The sequence below is a fragment of the Massilia sp. Masssp94 genome (assembly GCF_059491305.1).
On the sequence record NZ_CP168501.1, the window covers coordinates 1,056,019 to 1,072,318 of the forward strand.

12 protein-coding genes and 1 other RNA gene are annotated in these 16,300 nt (G+C 63.0%); 5 read left to right on the forward strand and 8 right to left on the reverse strand.

Going from position 1 to position 16,300, the window contains the following annotated elements; genetic code table 11:
- Positions 1-24: 24 nt before the first annotated feature.
- The 4 genes from pheA to gyrA form a co-directional block, all read right to left on the reverse strand.
- Entirely contained in the window at positions 25-1,095 is a 1,071-nt protein-coding gene (gene pheA, locus ACEN9G_RS04510) for a prephenate dehydratase (protein WP_413339428.1), read from the reverse strand.
- Positions 1,096-1,250: 155 nt separating this feature from the next.
- The gene (gene serC, locus ACEN9G_RS04515) at positions 1,251-2,339 is read right to left on the reverse strand and encodes a 3-phosphoserine/phosphohydroxythreonine transaminase (RefSeq protein ID WP_413339427.1); all 1,089 of its coding nucleotides are present in this window, start codon (positions 2,337-2,339) and stop codon (positions 1,251-1,253) included.
- A gap of 10 nt (positions 2,340-2,349) precedes the next feature.
- A complete protein-coding gene (locus ACEN9G_RS04520; RefSeq protein WP_413339425.1) occupies positions 2,350-2,901 on the reverse strand; it encodes a DUF2059 domain-containing protein in 552 nt (183 codons plus the stop codon).
- Positions 2,902-3,181: 280 nt separating this feature from the next.
- Positions 3,182-5,797 carry a DNA gyrase subunit A gene (gene gyrA / locus ACEN9G_RS04525; RefSeq protein ID WP_371764795.1) on the reverse strand — a complete coding sequence of 872 codons (2,616 nt, stop codon included), beginning with the start codon at positions 5,795-5,797 and terminating at the stop codon, positions 3,182-3,184.
- Positions 5,798-6,192: 395 nt separating this feature from the next.
- On the opposite strand from gyrA, the gene ompA reads away from it, so the two are divergent.
- The 5 genes from ompA to ssrA all read left to right on the forward strand — a co-directional run bounded on the left by ompA (position 6,193) and on the right by ssrA (position 9,733).
- Positions 6,193-6,906, forward strand: a complete 714-nt coding sequence (gene ompA, locus ACEN9G_RS04530; protein ID WP_413339423.1) for an outer membrane protein OmpA — start codon at positions 6,193-6,195, stop codon at positions 6,904-6,906.
- A 107-nt stretch (positions 6,907-7,013) separates the two neighbouring features.
- Positions 7,014-7,721: a bifunctional 2-polyprenyl-6-hydroxyphenol methylase/3-demethylubiquinol 3-O-methyltransferase UbiG gene (ubiG, locus tag ACEN9G_RS04535; protein ID WP_413339421.1), complete on the forward strand. Its 708-nt coding sequence runs from the start codon at positions 7,014-7,016 to the stop codon at positions 7,719-7,721.
- Positions 7,722-7,731: 10 nt separating this feature from the next.
- Positions 7,732-8,430, forward strand: a complete 699-nt coding sequence (locus ACEN9G_RS04540) for an HAD family hydrolase (protein WP_483126431.1) — start codon at positions 7,732-7,734, stop codon at positions 8,428-8,430.
- A gap of 245 nt (positions 8,431-8,675) precedes the next feature.
- Entirely contained in the window at positions 8,676-9,266 is a 591-nt protein-coding gene (locus tag ACEN9G_RS04545; protein WP_413341145.1) for a glycine zipper 2TM domain-containing protein, read from the forward strand.
- Positions 9,267-9,374: 108 nt separating this feature from the next.
- Positions 9,375-9,733: a transfer-messenger RNA gene (gene ssrA / locus ACEN9G_RS04550) on the forward strand.
- A 65-nt stretch (positions 9,734-9,798) separates the two neighbouring features.
- On the opposite strand, the gene ACEN9G_RS04555 is transcribed toward ssrA, so the two are convergent.
- The 4 genes from ACEN9G_RS04555 to ACEN9G_RS04570 all read right to left on the reverse strand — a co-directional run bounded on the left by ACEN9G_RS04555 (position 9,799) and on the right by ACEN9G_RS04570 (position 16,231).
- The gene (locus tag ACEN9G_RS04555; RefSeq protein ID WP_413341143.1) at positions 9,799-14,160 is read right to left on the reverse strand and encodes an EAL domain-containing protein; all 4,362 of its coding nucleotides are present in this window, start codon (positions 14,158-14,160) and stop codon (positions 9,799-9,801) included.
- Positions 14,161-14,469: 309 nt separating this feature from the next.
- Positions 14,470-14,985, reverse strand: coding sequence for a GNAT family N-acetyltransferase (locus ACEN9G_RS04560; protein ID WP_160410530.1), 516 nt, complete (start codon positions 14,983-14,985; stop codon positions 14,470-14,472).
- A gap of 2 nt (positions 14,986-14,987) precedes the next feature.
- Positions 14,988-15,566, reverse strand: a complete 579-nt coding sequence (locus ACEN9G_RS04565; RefSeq protein WP_413341141.1) for a helix-turn-helix domain-containing protein — start codon at positions 15,564-15,566, stop codon at positions 14,988-14,990.
- A gap of 77 nt (positions 15,567-15,643) precedes the next feature.
- Positions 15,644-16,231, reverse strand: coding sequence for a type 1 glutamine amidotransferase domain-containing protein (locus ACEN9G_RS04570; protein ID WP_056129148.1), 588 nt, complete (start codon positions 16,229-16,231; stop codon positions 15,644-15,646).
- Between the last annotated feature and the right edge of the window lie 69 nt (positions 16,232-16,300).

Consider the following 16,300-nt stretch of genomic DNA (forward strand, 5'->3'; position numbering starts at 1 on the left):
TTCTCTTGGCTGTAGTGGTGTGATTCAGAGGCCGACGGGATAGGATCCCAATACCTTGAAGAAGGCGGCGTTGTCCTTGAGTTCTTCGAGCGCGCGGCCGACGGCGGCATCGGCGATGTGGCCTTCGACGTCGACGTAGAAGTAGTACTCCCACGTGCCGATGCGCGCGGGACGCGATTCGAAACGCGTCATCGACACGCCGTGCTTCGCGAGCGGCGCGAGCAGGCTGTAGACGGCGCCGGCCTTGTTCGGCACGGCCAGCACGATCGACGTGCGGTCCTTGCCCGACGGGCCCGTGGCCTGGCTGCCGATGATCAGGAAGCGCGTGCGGTTGTGCGGGTCGTCCTGGATGTGCGCCTGCACGACGCCCAGCTTGTACTGTTCGCCCGCCATCTCGCTCGCGATCGCGGCGATGGCCGGATCCTGGCTCGCCAGCACGGCCGCTTCCGCGTTCGACGCGACGGCGCGGCGCTCGATGCCGGGGTGGTGCAGGTTGAGCCAGACCTGGCACTGGGCCAGCGCCTGCGAATGCGCGCACACGACCTTCACGCCGTCCATGCTGCCCGTCTTCGTCATGAGGCTGTGATGCACGGGGATCGACACTTCGCCGCTGATGATCGTCGTGGTCGCGAGCATCAGGTCGAGCGTGCGGTTGATGGCGCCCTCGGACGAGTTCTCGACCGGGACGACGCCGTAGTCGGCGGTGCCGGCCTCGGTGGCGCGGAACACTTCGTCGATCGACACGCACGGCAGGCCTTCGACGGCGCTGCCGAACTGCTGGAACACGGCCTGTTCGCTGAACGTGCCGGTGGGGCCGAGGAACGCGACCGTCACGCGCTTTTCCAGCGCGCGGCAGGACGACATGATCTCGCGGAAGATGGTCTGCACGTCCTGGTTCTTCAGCGGACCAGGGTTGCGCTCGGCGACGCCGCGCAGCACCTGCGCTTCGCGCTCGGGGCGGAACACGGGGGCGTTCGTCTCGGCCTTCACATGGCCGACTTCCTGCGCGACCTTGCCGCGGCGTGAAAGGAGTTCGAGGATTTGCGCGTCGATCGCATCGATCTGTTCGCGCAGGGGTTTGAGTTTGTCTGTCATCGTCTGCTCATGGGTTTCGGTTCGCCCGTCATCCCCGCGGACGCGGGGATCCATGCTGATTACCCGAAGTCGCGGCATGGGCATCGCCACGTTGCCGACAAGGGTACGCTCAGCATGGGTTCCCGCCTGCGCGGGAACGACGAGGATGCGGCGACTCAGCGCCCCGCGAACTCGTTCAAATAATCGACCAGGGCTTGCACACCCTCGATCGGCATCGCGTTGTAGATCGATGCCCGCATACCGCCGACGGACTTGTGGCCCTTCAGTTGCAGCAGGCCGCGCGCTTTGGCGCCGGCCAGGAATTGTTCGTTCAACGACTCATCGCGCAGGTAGAACGGTACGTTCATGCGCGAGCGATAGTCGGGCGCCACACGATTCTGGTAGAAGTCGTCGGCGTCCAGCGCCGCGTACAGCAGGCGCGCTTTTTCGATGTTGCGGCGTTCCATCTCGGCCACGCCGCCCTGTTTTTTCAGGTGCGCGAACACGAGGCCCGCGATATAGATCCCGTACGTCGGCGGCGTGTTCAGCATCGACTCCGCCTCCGCCACCGCGCGCCAGTTGAACACGCCCGGGCAGATCGGCAAGGCGTGATCGAGCAGGTCCTCGCGCACGATCGTGATCGTCAGGCCCGCCGGGCCGATGTTCTTTTGCGCGCCGGCGAAGATCACGCCGTACTTCGACACGTCGACCTGGCGCGACAGGATGTGCGAGGACATGTCGACGACGAGCGGCGTATCGCCTTGCACGGTCGGGACGTAACCGATCTCGACGCCGTCGATGGTCTCGTTCGTGCACAGGTGCAGGTAGGCCGCGTCGGCGCTCAGCTTCCACGTCTCCTGCGGCGGCACGGTGGTGAAGCGGCTCGCTTCGCCCGATGCGGCCACGTTCACGTTCGCGTAGCGCTTCGCTTCCTTGATCGACTTGCCGGACCACGAACCCGTGTGGACGAAATCGATGGCCGCGGGCTGGGGTTTGCGGCCCACCATGTTCATTGGGATGATCGCGTTCTGGCCCAGGCCACCGCCCTGCAGGAACAGGACCTTGTAGTTGTCCGGGACACCCAGCAGTTCGCGGAAGTCGGCTTCGGCCTGCTTCGCGATCGAAATGAACTCGGGGCCGCGATGGCTCATCTCCATCACGGACATGCCGCTGCCGTGCCAGTCGAGCATCTCTTCGGCCGCCTGGCGCAGCACTTCTTTCGGCAGAACGGCCGGGCCGGCGGAGAAGTTGTACACCTGGGTCATCGTCTCCTCCTTACTTGCCGACGATGCTTTGCGCGCTCTGCGCCATCATCTTCTGCACGCGCGGCATCATCACGCGGTTGCTGATCTCCATGCTGCGGGTCATCAGCGTCGGCATGTTCGCCAGCATCTTCTGGCCCAGCGGCGACGCGTAGAACGCGGACAGCTGGCGGATCTCGTCCAGCGTATAGGTCTCGGCGTACAGCGGCACCATTTCGGCCAGCATGTCGTCGACGAGGGTCGGGTCGCTGAATACGCCGTGCATCTGCGCGGTCAGCGTGGGCAGCGCTTCCTGCAGCTTCTTGTGCGCCTCGGCCTTCTTCTCCGCGGAGAGCGTGGCGTCGCTGTCGATCATCGCATTCATCGACGCGCTGATCTGGGCCGGCATCTGCTGGTCCGCCTGCTTCAGCGACGCTTGCATCACGTCGCGGATCTTCATCGACGCCAGCATCTGCTTGGTGGCGGCGACGACGGCCGGATCGGCTGACGGCACCGGCGTCGCGGCGAACGCGGCAGGAGAGCAAATGACGAGGGCGGAGGCGATGGCGACGAGAGTTTTCTTCACGGATGTCCTTGATGATGGCTGGTGCGGGGGGCTTGCAATCCCGGCATGACAATGCGGGTTCCTCGATTTTCGCACGAAACTTGCAAAAAATCCTCAACAGGCCCCATTTCGACGGCATATGACACGTCGCCCCCGCGGAGGCGGGGGTCCAAGTTTTGCATCCAGGCTGCTCGAAATTGGGTTCCCGCCTGCGCGGGAACGACGGTTAGTCAAAGTTTCGACCAGTAAAAAAGCCGCCAGGACGCAAGCGTCAGGGCGGCTTTCCGATGGACTATCCGGCTTATTCCGGCGCCGGCTCCAGTTCCGTTTCCTCGAGGTCGGTCTCGACCACGCGCTGCAGGCCGGACAGCCTGGTGCCGTCTTCCACCGCGATCAGGGTGACGCCCTGGGTGGCACGGCCCATCTCGCGGATCTCGGCCACGCGGGTGCGGATCAGCACGCCGCCGGTCGTGATCAGCATGATCTCGTCCGTCTCGTCGACCAGCGTCGCGGCGACGACCTTGCCGTTACGCTCGGACGTCTGGATCGCGATCATGCCCTTCGTGCCGCGGCCGTGGCGCGTGTACTCCGTGATCGGGGTACGTTTGCCGAAGCCGTTTTCCGTCGCGGTCAGCACGGACTGCTGCTCGTTCTCGGCGACCAGCAGCGCGATCACGTTCTGGCCCTCTTCCAGGTTCATGCCGCGCACGCCGCGCGCCGTCCGGCCCATCGGACGCACGTCGTTCTCGTCGAAGCGCACGGCCTTGCCGGCGTCCGAGAACAGCATCACGTCGTGCTTGCCGTCCGTGAGCGCGGCGCCGATCAGGAAGTCGCCGTCGTCCAGGTCGACCGCGATGATGCCGGCCTTGCGCGGATTGCTGAAGTCGCGCAGCGGCGTCTTCTTGACCGTGCCGAGGCTCGTCGACATGAACACATAATGGTCTTCCGGGAACGTCGAGTTCTCGCCCGACAGCGGCAGGATCACGGTGATCTTCTCGCCATCCTGCAGCGGGAACATGTTCACGATCGGCTTGCCGCGCGAGTTGCGCGAACCCTGCGGCACTTCCCACACCTTCAGCCAGTACATCCGGCCGCGGTTGCTGAAGCACAGCATGTAGTCGTGCGTGTTCGCGATGAACAGCTGGTCGATCCAGTCCTCGTCCTTCGTCGCCATCGCCTGCTTGCCGCGGCCGCCGCGCTTCTGCGCGCGGTATTCGGAAATCGGCTGCGACTTCATGTAGCCCGTGTGCGACAGGGTCACGACCATGTCCTGCGGCGTGATCAGGTCTTCCGTTTCCAGGTCGGACGCATTGTGCTCGATGGCCGAACGGCGGGTGTCCTTGCCGTTGTCCGCGTAGTCCGATTTGATCTGCGCCATCTCGTCGACGATGATGCTCGTGACGCGCTCCGGGCGGGCCAGGATGTCGAGCAGGTCGGCGATGTGCAGCATCACTTCCTTGTACTCGTTGACGATCTTGTCCTGCTCCAGGCCGGTCAGGCGCTGCAGGCGCATCTGCAGGATTTCCTGGGCCTGCTCGTCCGACAGCTTGTAGAGGCCGTCCTGCTGCATGCCGTAGTGCTTCGGCAGGTGCTCCGGACGGAACGCCTCGATGCCGCCGGACGCGCCGAGTTCGGTGCGGCTCAGCATTTCGCGCACGAGGGACGAATCCCACGCGCGCGACATCAGTTCCGTCTTCGCGACCGGCGGCGTCGGCGCGGCCTTGATGATGGCAATGAAATCGTCGATGTTCGCCAGCGCGACCGCGAGGCCTTCCAGCATGTGGCCGCGTTCGCGTGCCTTGCGCAGCTCGAACACGGTGCGGCGCGTGACCACTTCGCGGCGGTGCGACAGGAAGCACTCCAGCATCTGCTTCAGGTTCAGCAGTTTCGGCTGGCCGTTGACGAGGGCCACCATGTTCATGCCGAACGTGTCCTGCAGCTGGGTCTGCTTGTACAGGTTGTTCAGCACGACTTCCGGCACTTCGCCGCGCTTGAGCTCGATGACGACGCGCATGCCCGACTTGTCGGACTCGTCGCGGATGTCGGAAATGCCTTCCAGCTTCTTGTCGCGCACGTTTTCGGCGATGCGCTCCAACAGGGATTTCTTGTTGACCTGGTACGGCAGCTCGTCGACGATGATCGCGATGCGGCCGCCGTCCTTGCCGTATTCCTCGAAGTGGGTCTTGGCACGCATCACGACGCGGCCGCGGCCCGTGCGATAGCCGTCGCGCACGCCCGAGACGCCGTAGATGATGCCGGCCGTCGGGAAGTCCGGCGCCGGGATCAGCTCGATCAGCTCGTCGATCGTGCAATCCGGGTTGCGGAGGACGTGCATCGCGCCGCTGATCACTTCGGACAGGTTGTGCGGCGGGATGTTCGTCGCCATGCCGACCGCGATACCGGACGAGCCGTTGATCAGCAGGTTCGGGATCTTCGTCGGAAGGACGGTCGGCTCTTTTTCCTTGCCGTCATAGTTCGGCTGGAAGTCGACGGTGTCCTTGTCGATGTCGGCCAGCAGCTCGTTCGAGATCTTGTCCAGGCGGCATTCGGTGTAGCGCATCGCCGCGGCGGAGTCGCCGTCGATCGAGCCGAAGTTGCCCTGCCCGTCCACGAGCGTGTAGCGCAGCGAGAAGTCCTGGGCCATGCGGACCAGGGTGTCGTAGATCGACGCGTCGCCGTGCGGGTGGTACTTGCCCATCGTGTCGCCGACCACGCGCGCGCACTTCAGGTAAGGACGGTTCCACACGTTGTTCATCTCGTGCATCGCGTAGAGCACGCGGCGGTGCACGGGCTTCAAGCCGTCGCGCACGTCCGGCAGAGCACGGCCCACGATCACGCTCATGGCGTAATCGAGGTAGCTCTTGCGCATCTCTTCTTCCAGGGAAATTGGAACTGTTTCTTTTGCGAATTGATCCATTGTGCGGGTCGGCGCCTTCAGGCTGATAAGTGATATTCCAAGCCCATGATTTTACCACGGCAGCCCTATCAATAACCGATTTCAACGGCAAGCGGCGCCGATAGCAAACAAGCACAATTAGCCCTTTGACACATGCTTGTCATAAACCTTCGTCAAGCTTGCGTGCGACTTCCGACACCTTGTTGCGCAGAAACAACGCGACAAATAGCATGCACGGCAATTGGTCGCCGGTCGGTCGTGCGGATGTGGCGTATGTGGCAAAATGGCCGAGACGTTAATTGCTTGTTTCACAATGCGGAACTGACGTGCTGTCTCGAGTGTTAATATTATGCTCACGTCTTATTGCCCTGGGGCAGTTTCGCCGCTAGAAGATTTTACCGAAAGGAAGAAAAAATATGAACAAATTGGCAACCCTCGTATTCGCAGCTACGGCCGCGATGGCGGGCAGCGCATCCGCGCAAAGTGCGCCTCCGTATGCGCCGCTGACCACCGATATCAAGGCGCCGACGCCGTACAGCGCTTACGTGCAGGATGCCCGTGGTGTCATCGCCCGTAATCCGTTCGGCCTGTGCTGGCGCACGGGCTACTGGACCCCGGCCGACGCGGTCCCGGGCTGCGACGCACCGCTGTGCGTGGAACCCGAGCGTCTGGAAAACGGCAAGTGCGTCGCTCCGCCGCCGCCGCCGGTCGCCGCTCCGGCACCTGCAACCCCGGCTCCGGCCCCGGCACCGGCTCCGGTCCCGACCTCGGAAAAAGTGAGCTACTCGGCTGACGCCTTCTTCGACTTCGACAAGGCCGTCCTGAAGCCGGCCGGCAAAGCGTCGCTGGACGACCTGGTCTCGAAGCTGAAAGACATCAACCTGGAAGTCATCATCGCCGTCGGCCACACCGACTCGGTCGGCACCGATGAGTACAACCAGAAGCTGTCCGTCCGCCGCGCCGAAGCCGTCAAGGCCTATCTGCAGAGCAAGGGCGTCGAATCGAACCGCGTCTACACCGAAGGCAAAGGCGAGAAGCAGCCGGTCGCCGACAACAAGACCGCCGCCGGCCGTGCGAAGAACCGCCGCGTGGAAATCGAAGTCGTCGGTACCCGCAGCAACAAGCAGTAATCTGGCTTAACGCCTGAACAACCCCGCTGCGGCGGGGTTTTTTTATGGCCCGGTTTTTTTCACGATCCCATCCGTACCGCTACCCATTTCCGCTATCATTCCGTCCTATGACTACGACGACCAATGCCGATCCCTTAGAGATCCAGAAGTTCAGTGAACTGGCCCACCGCTGGTGGGACCCGACGTCCGAATTCCGTCCGCTGCACGACATCAACCCGTTGCGCCTGGAATGGATCAACGCGCGCGTGCCGCTGGCCGGTAAAAACGTCATCGACATCGGCTGCGGCGGCGGCATCCTGGCCGAATCGATGGCACGCAAGGGCGCCAAGGTCACGGGCATCGACCTGTCGAAAAAGGCACTGAAGGTGGCCGACCTGCACAGCCTGGAATCGGGCGTGGAGGTGCGCTACAAACTGATCGCGGCCGAGGACATGGCGACGGAAGAGCCGGGCCAGTTCGACGTCGTCACCTGCATGGAGATGCTCGAGCACGTCCCGGACCCGGCTTCCATCGTGCGCGCCGCGGCGGCCCTCGTCAAGCCGGGCGGCCGCGTGTTCTTTTCCACGCTGAACCGCAACGTCAAATCGTATCTGTTCGCCGTCGTCGGCGCGGAATACGTGCTGCGCATGCTGCCGCGCGGCACCCACGATTACGCCAAATTCATCACGCCGGCCGAGTTGTCGAACTTCGTGCGCGACGCCGGCCTCATCGTCGACGGATTGAAAGGCCTGACCTACAACCCGCTGACCAAGATCTACTCGCTGAACCAGGACACCGACGTCAACTACATGGTTGCCTGCAGTAAGCCGCTCTAAGTACCGACTCATGACCTTTTCTTCTTCCCTGTCCGCGCCGCGCGCCGTCCTGTTCGACCTCGACGGCACCCTGGCCGACACCGCGCCCGACCTCGCGGCGGCCGTCAACTGGATGCGCACGGAACGCGGCCTGGAACCGACGCCGTACGCCATCCTCCGCCCGACCGCATCGGCCGGCGCCCGCGGCATGATCGGCGCCGCCTTCGGCCTGGCGCCGGGGGACGAGGGCTATGAAGAGATGCGTCTCGAATGGTTCGAACGCTACCAGTCCAACATGGCCGTGCACAGCACGCTGTTCGACGGTATCTCCGACCTGCTGGACGGCCTGACGGCGGCCGGCATGGCCTGGGGCATCGTCACCAACAAGCCGGCCCGCTTTACGGACCCGCTCGTCCCGCTGATCGGCCTGGCGCACGCCGGCTGCGTGATCTCGGGCGACACGACCCCGCACGCCAAACCCCACCCCGCCCCGCTGCTGGAAGCGGCGCGCCGCCTGGACATCGACCCGACCCACTGCTGGTACGTGGGCGACGACCAGCGCGACATCGAAGCGGGCCGCGCGGCCGGCATGGTCACCGTGGCCTGCAACTGGGGCTATTGCGGTGCCATCGATCCGGCGACGTGGGGTGCTCACTACCAGCTGGACACGCCGCGCCATCTGCTGGACATGCTGCGCGAGCTGGCGGGCGCTGCGGTAACGACTGCCTGATCCGGCTTTCATCATTGCTTCATCCTGGCCGCCTTCTGCCCTGGCGGCCCGGTTTTTTCTCGGGGCCGCCCGTCGGTTAGTTGCAGATGTTGCGCTCTCGTCTTCGTCTTCGTTAGATCGCGATCCCGATCGGTCAACTCGTCATTTACATATCTTTACGATTGATACAGGGATACGTCTATCTCTCGACAATGCCTCTGGGTAATCTACAGCCATACGACAACAACGTCTCAGGAGCAGAAAAAATGGAAACGATCAAAACCGCCACCTCCCGTATCCACCCGCTGGTTGCAGCTGCCGCAGTGTCCGTCATCGTCGTGAGCCTCGCCGGCACGGCCGCGATCACCGGCCTCCTGCCGAGCTCGCACAGCGCTCCCGAGGCTGCCCCGACCCAGGTGAACCCGGCCTACGCCGCTGCCCCGACCGCCGCACCGGCCCTGCCGATGGCTGCGGACGCCACGGCACCGCAAGGCCTGCAACCGGTCCAGGGCGCCTATGCACAGCCGGCCGTCGCCAGCGCCCAGCCGGCCCCGGCACCCACGGTGATCAAGGAAACGATCATCAAGGAAGTCCCGGCGAAACCGGCCCCGCGCCACACGACGCACCACTCGAGCTACGCCCAGAACGATGCGCCGTCGTATCGTGAACCGGCACCCCGTCCGGCTCCGCAGCCGGCACAACCGAACTACGTCGCCATCGGCACGGGCGCCGTCGTGGGCGGCCTGCTGGGCAACCAGGTGGGCAGCGGCAACGGCCGCAAACTGGCGACGGTCGCCGGCATGATTGGCGGCGGCATGCTGGGCAACCAGATCGCCAACCAGAACCAGGGCCGTTAATCCCACATCAGCCCTTGATACTCCGCACCTCGCACCCATATCGGGTGTGAGGGCACGACAGGGCTCTCCGCTCAGAGGCCGATTGCGGTACAATGAGCATTCCTATCTGGGGGCGACCTGGTTTCGACGTGGGTTGCAAAGCAGAACAGGGCATACCGAGGACTGGTTACCTCGTAAATACATCCAGAAATCAATAACTGCAAACGATAACTCGTACGCACTCGCAGCCTAATCGCTGCTAGCTCTACACCACCTCGCCTCTGGGGTGTGCCGCAAGGCAAGTAGAGTCATTTACAGAGGCTAGGATTCAACCGGGTTACCTGGTTGCTTCCGAAACTTTAGGTAACTCGCTTAGTCGAAGGGTGCACGTCCCCGGCGCCTAAGTTAAATTAAAAGACAGTGCTAAGTATGTAGAACTGTCTGTAGAGTGCTTGCGGACGAGGGTTCGATTCCCTCCGCCTCCACCAGTATTCAAATAAAAGCCCCGCCGGCGCAAGCCGGTGGGGCTTTTGTTTTATGCGATACCGGACCCTCACGCCTCCGCAGTTTCCGCATTGCGCATCAGCCAGTGATAACGGAATGCGTCGGCGATACTCGCACATAACGCGTCGTCATCCCAGGGCTTCGCGTGGAACCGGAAAACGGCGCCGCTATTGGTCGCTTCGATGATCGCGTCGACCGCCGTGTAGCCCGACAGCATGATCCGGATAATCTTCGGGTGAATCTGCTTGACGCGCGACAGGAATTCGATACCCATCATGCCGGGCATGCGCTGGTCGGAGATGACGACCTGGACGTCGTTCAAGGCAAGCAGGCTCAAACCTTCCTCTCCGCTTGCCGCATGCAGTACCCGATAGCCCTGGCGGCGCAGAAGCCGGCGCAATGCCGCGCTGACGCCAGGGTCGTCGTCAACGAGCAGCAGCGTCCGCACCTGTTCGTCAGGACACGCCACCGGCAGCGCCCGCTCCTCGCGCAGCAACTGCTCGAATGCCGCGGCCGGAACCGGACGGCTGAAATAGTAGCCCTGAATCTGGTCGCAACGGTACGTGGTCAGATAGCTGAGCTGTTCCTGGGTTTCCACGCCTTCCGCGATGACTTGCAATTGCAGGCTTTGGGCAAGCGAAATGATGGACCGCGCGATCGCCGCCGCGTCCGGATCGGTGGTAATGTCCCTGACGAACGACTTGTCGATCTTCAGCACATCGATCGGGAAGCGCTTCAGGTACGACAGGCTGGAGTAGCCGGTGCCGAAGTCGTCCAGCGACAGTTGTACGCCGAGCCCCTTGAGCGTATTCATGGTGGCGAGTGCGTGGTCGATGTCGGTCATGACCAGGCCTTCCGTCAGCTCGATGTCCAGGTAGCGTGCCGCGAGCCCTGATTCCGCCAGGACCCCTGTCACGACCTCGATCAGATCCGGCTGGTAGAACTGCTTGCCCGACAGGTTGACGCCCACACGCAGGCCCTCCCAACCGGCATCGTGCCAACGCCTGGCGTCCGCGCACGCGGTCCGCAATACCCAGGTGCCGATCGGGACGATGAGCCCGGTTTGTTCCGCCAGGTCGATGAACCGGTCGGGCGACATCATGCCGAGTTCGGGATGCGCCCAGCGCAGCAGGGCTTCCACGCCAACGATCCGACCGGTGCGCACGTCGACTTGTGGCTGGTAATGCAACAGCAATTCGCCCCGCTGGACGGCATGCCGCAGGTCGCCCTCGAGCCGCAGGCGTTCCATCGCGCGCGCTTTCATCGACGCCGTATAAAACTGCAGCTCGCCACCGCCCGCTTCCTTGGCACGCTGCATCGCGATGTGGGCATTCTTGATCAAGGCGTTCGCCGTGTCGCCGTCGGCCGGAAATACCGACAACCCGGACGTGCAGCTCAGGAAATGCTCGTGCTCCCCGACCTTGATCGGATCGCGTAGGGCGGCCATGACGCGCTGGACGGTATTGATCGCGGCGTGCTCGTCGGGTGTATCGGCGAGCACCAGCACAAATTCATCGCCACCGGTGCGCGCAGCCGTATCGTTCGGCCCCAGTGCCGTTCTCAGGCGCGCGGCTGTCTCTTGCAGGACCAGGTCGCCCGCTTCGTGGCCCAGCGTTTCGTTGACCAGGGCGAAGCGGTCGAGATCGATACAGACAAGCCAGGCCTGTTCGCCCCGGCTCACGGCCCGTGCCATCGTCTGACTTGTCCTATCGCAAAGCAGATTACGGTTGGCAAGTCCCGTCAGGGTGTCGTAATTCGACTGATATTCAAGCTGGTCCTCGCTGGCGCGTGCCTTGCGTTCGATGTGAAGTCGTTCGACCGCGATGCTGACCGTGTGGGCGCACAGGTCAAGGATCTCCATTTCGCCTTGATCGGGCACACGTCCGGCTTCGGTGAATACCGCGAGCGTACCGAGCAGCCGGTCCTGCCCGGAGCGAATTCCATACCACCAGCAGGCACGATCCCCATGCAGTGCGGCCGCATCGTGCGCGCCAGTCCAGCTCGGATCTTCCCCCACGTCGGCAACGAAGACCGGCCCGGCTTGCAGCCGTGCGCGTCGGTCCGGTGGCAATACCTCATCGACGTCGAATTCGTTCAGGATGCCTCGTAGCGAAGCCGGAAGACTTGGCGCGACGACGTGTTCGAAGGCGGCGCCGTCCGCACCCAGCAACATTACGGCACAGTGCATGGCATTTCCGGACGACTCGACAATGTGCGTGGCAAGTTCCAGGAGCTCAGGCAACGGCGCCCCCAGTGCCATCCGTTCCAGCAATTTCATCTGCTCATTCTTGAACTTCTGCAGACGCCGGCTTGCGCTGATGTCGCGGCAATATACGGCAAGCCCTTCCGATGAAGGATATGCACGAACCTTGAACCAGCGATTCAGCGGCGGGAAGTAAATGTCGAATTCGACCGTGCAATGTTCATGCATGGCCCTTCGAAATTCGGTATCGGCGATGCCGCCGACGAGCGCCGGATATTCCTGCCATAACATTCGTCCAAGCAATTGCTGGCGATCACGCTGAAGCAGGCGCTCGGTTTCCTTATTGACGTACGTAAATCTCCAGTCCAGATCGACTGTGAGGAATGACTCCGTGATGCTTTCGAGCGTGGTGCCGAGCCGGTGTGCGAGCCTGCGGATTTCGTCGTTCGCCAACCGCGTGTCATGGTTGTCGGTGGTGGTGCCGTACCATTTTACGATCGTACCGTGTTCGTCCCGGATCGGTATGGCACGCGCCTGATGCCAGCGATAGCTCTGGTCGGCGCTGCGAAACACGCGGTATTCGGTCTCGAAGATGGCGCCCGAGACGAGCGACGCCTCCCAGACGCGCAGCGTCGGCGCAACGTCGTCCGGGTGCAGTATCGTGACCCAGTTGTCGGCATCGATCTTCTCGACCAGTCCCGTGTAGGCATGCACCCAACTGTTGGCGTAATCGATCGCACCATCGGGGTCGGCTGTCCATACGATTTGCGGCATCGCATCGGCAAGCTGGTGGAAACGCTGTTCGCTTTGGAACAGGGCCTGCGCGGCGTGCATCTGCTCCATTTGATGGAGCGCCTCTTCCCGCAGCTTACGATCGGTCAAGTCAGTATGGGTCCCGATCACCCGCGCCGCCTGTCCGCCCGCATCGGTACCGACGGCCATGCCGCGACTGAAGATCCAGCGCCAGCTACCATCCTTCGCCCGCATGCGGTATTCCATCGCGTAGGTCGGCACCTGCCCGGCCACCAACTTCGCCGTGGCGTCGAGAACCCGTCCACGGTCCTCCGGGTGGATCAGGTTTTCCCATTGTTTCCCGGTCCGGATCTCGGCGTCACCATAGCCGAGCATCTCGCGCCAGCGGTGTGAAAAGTACACCGTATCGGTCCGGCCGTCCCAATCCCAGACACCATCGCCCGCGCCTTCGAGCGCATATTTCCAGCGAAACTCGCTTTCCTCGAGCGCGGCCCGGGCGCGGGCACGGTCGCGCATTCCGGACAACACGCTGTAACCGATCAGGACAATCAGGATGGACAGCCCACAGGCGCCGCCCACCACCAGGTTCCGCTGCCGGACATACGATTCGAGGATTTCATCGCGGCTACGGCCGACCGCCACGGCCAAGGCCTTCTTCGGCAATACACGCCAGGCATAGAGCCGAACGACACCGTCGATCTGCGAGGCGCGTGAATACATCAGTGTTTCCGTGCCCATCACGCCGAAGTCCGGCGTGGTCCTCAGTACGTTGCGCGGCTCGGACGACACTGCCGGCTCGCGCGCGACAATGGTACCGTCAGAGCGAACCAGGGCGACTATCCCGTGCTCGCCAAGTTGCAGCTTCCCCGAAAACCGGGTGAAGTACTCCGGTGTCACCGACAACACGATCACGCCTGCGAAACGATTCCCGCCGGCCAGCAATGGACGGGTGAACTGGATACTTCCCCGCCCCGACACCCGGCCCTTGATCGGGCGGCTGACGAACAGCTTGTCGATCCCGGCCAGATGGGTGCGAAAGTGCTCGCGGTCGCTTAAATCGAGCCGCGGCGCCGAGCGGTCCACGCTCGAATATGCCAGGTGCCCTGTGGCGTCGATGATACTTACTTGAAATGCCACAGGTTTTTCGAGAATCGCCTGACGCTTGCGCACGTGGTCATCAAACCTGTCCGGGTCGTCGAGCCATCGTTCGCGCAGGTCGATCGCCGCCAGGTCGATCATGTTGATGGAAGAATTGACTTCTTCAGCGAACAGACGCGCAATGTTATTGCTGTCCTTGGCGGCCTCGGCCAAGGTTTTCTCATAGGTGCCGTGTAACGACGCGATCACGACGGCCCACAGGCAAGGCAAGATAATTGCCGCAATGAGGGCGAGTTGTCCGGGCAACGGAAGTCGGGAAAAAACCTGCAATGGCAGGCCGATCGATTTGGAGCTCACTGAGCGACCTTCTTATCCGGAAGGGCATCGCTGGCGCAACGACCGCGCGATACCGTTAGATAGCCTTTGATTGGACCGGCGCTATCCAGGACGGCGGCGGCGCAGTCCAGTCACGGACATCTTGCATGGCATTTCCGACCACGTCATATCGTCAACAACAGCACATTGCCCGCCAAAACCACGGCTTACATTTTACATAGATTCCCAGGGGAAACATAAATGCATTTCTACGAAGAAGAAAAAATGTCGCATTTATGCTCAATATTATTCTTGCAAAGGATGAAACCGCTGGGGAGACACCCGCTCCACTCAGACGAGTTCGCGATAAAAATACGTCGTATCGCACAGCCCGCCTTCCGGCAGCAACGCAAAGCCGGGCACGACACCCAATCGCGTCCACCCCATGCGCGCGTACAGGCGCTCCGCCTCGGCGCTGGCCGTATCCAGCACCAGCAGCGTCTTGCCGAGCGACCGCGCTTCCCGCTCCGCCGCATCCATCAGCGCCGCGCCGACGCCCTGCTTGCGCGCCCGCCGCATGACGAGCATCTTGCACAGGTCCGCCCGATGCGGCTGGTTGTCCGGCATCGCCAGCACGAGGTGGACGGTGCCCACGATGCCGTGCTCGTCCTCGGCGACGAGCAGCGCGCGCCGGCCAGACTCAACGTCGGCCGCGAGCCCGCGCCACCAGCCGAGCGCCTGCCCCAGCGTGTACGGCTGCATGAACCCGACGGACGCTCCGCCCTCGACACAGTCGAAGAGAACGGCCGCCAGGCCTTCGATGTCGGCATCGGTCAGCGAATGGATACGGCGTACGCGGCAACTCATGATCAGCTCCTGCCAAACGTGGTAAGGACGACGGCGTAGCGCGCCGGCACGTCCCCGGGGTTGTGGAAGGAATTCGGTGCGTCGAGGGGAATGACGAGGCAGTCGCCCGTCTCCAGCAGCCAGGATTCGCTGCCGTACGTGATCTGCATGCGGCCTTCGAGGATCCAGATCTGTTGCAGCACGGCGGGCGTGCGGGGGCCGGCCTCGTACGTCACGCGCGTCCGCGGCGGAAACTCCACGTCGACGATGCGTGTCGGCGACTGGAATCCTTCGGGCGAGACATTGCGGCGCAGATAGCCGGAATGCGGATCCCGCCACGTGACCTGGTCGGCATGGCGTGAGACAGGCTCGGCCTTGCGCGCCGGGTCGTCGAACAGCGATGCGAGCGGCACGCCGAGGCCGGCCGCGAGCTTGTCGAGCACGACGGCCGTCGGGCTCGTCTCGCCCCGCTCGATCAACGACAGCATCGAACGGCTCACGCCGCTTTGGGTCGACAAGGCATCGAGCGACAGGCCGCGCTCGCTGCGGAGGAGGCGCATCTGCTGGGCGATGCGTTCGTTAACGGTAGAGTCATCTTTCATAATGGATGTATTCTCCAATATGAAAGATAAGACGTCAACTATCCTGGATTAGTTCTCCAGTTTATTGGATACATCGACTACGACGTCGGCCCAGGGTCCGTCCCTGGCGCCACGAGCAATTCCTTCAACAACATGTCGTTGAAGGCGGGCAGATCATCCGGCTTGCGGCTCGTAACCAGTCGGGCATCCAGCACGACTTCCTCATCCGACCACTCGGCACCTGCATTCATCAGGTCGCGCTTCAGGCTGGGCCAGCTGGTGAGATGCTTGCCGGTGGCGATGCCCGCGTCGATCAGCGTCCACGGACCGTGGCAGATGGCCGCGACCATCTTGTCCTCGGCATCGAAGTCGCGGATGAAATCGATGGCTTCCTTGCTGAGGCGCAGTTGGTCCGGATTGGCGACGCCGCCCGGCAGCACGAGCCCGTCGAAGTCCGCCGGTTTCGCGTCGCGCACGTTCATCTCGACCTTGAAGCGGTCGGCCGGCTGCATGTGATTAAAACCCTGCACTTCGTCGCCGGCGGCCTTCGGCGACAGCAACACGACAGTGGCGCCCTGCTCTTCCAGGAAAGAGCGCGGGCTCGTGTACTCGATCTGTTCCACGCCATCCGTCATGAGCATGGCGACGCGCTTGCCCTGCAAAGGCTTGTTGGCAACTTGTTCCATATAAACTCCTTTTGGTCGAACGTATGAGGACAATCGACCATTCTAGGCAGGGCTGGCGGGGCGCGTCGC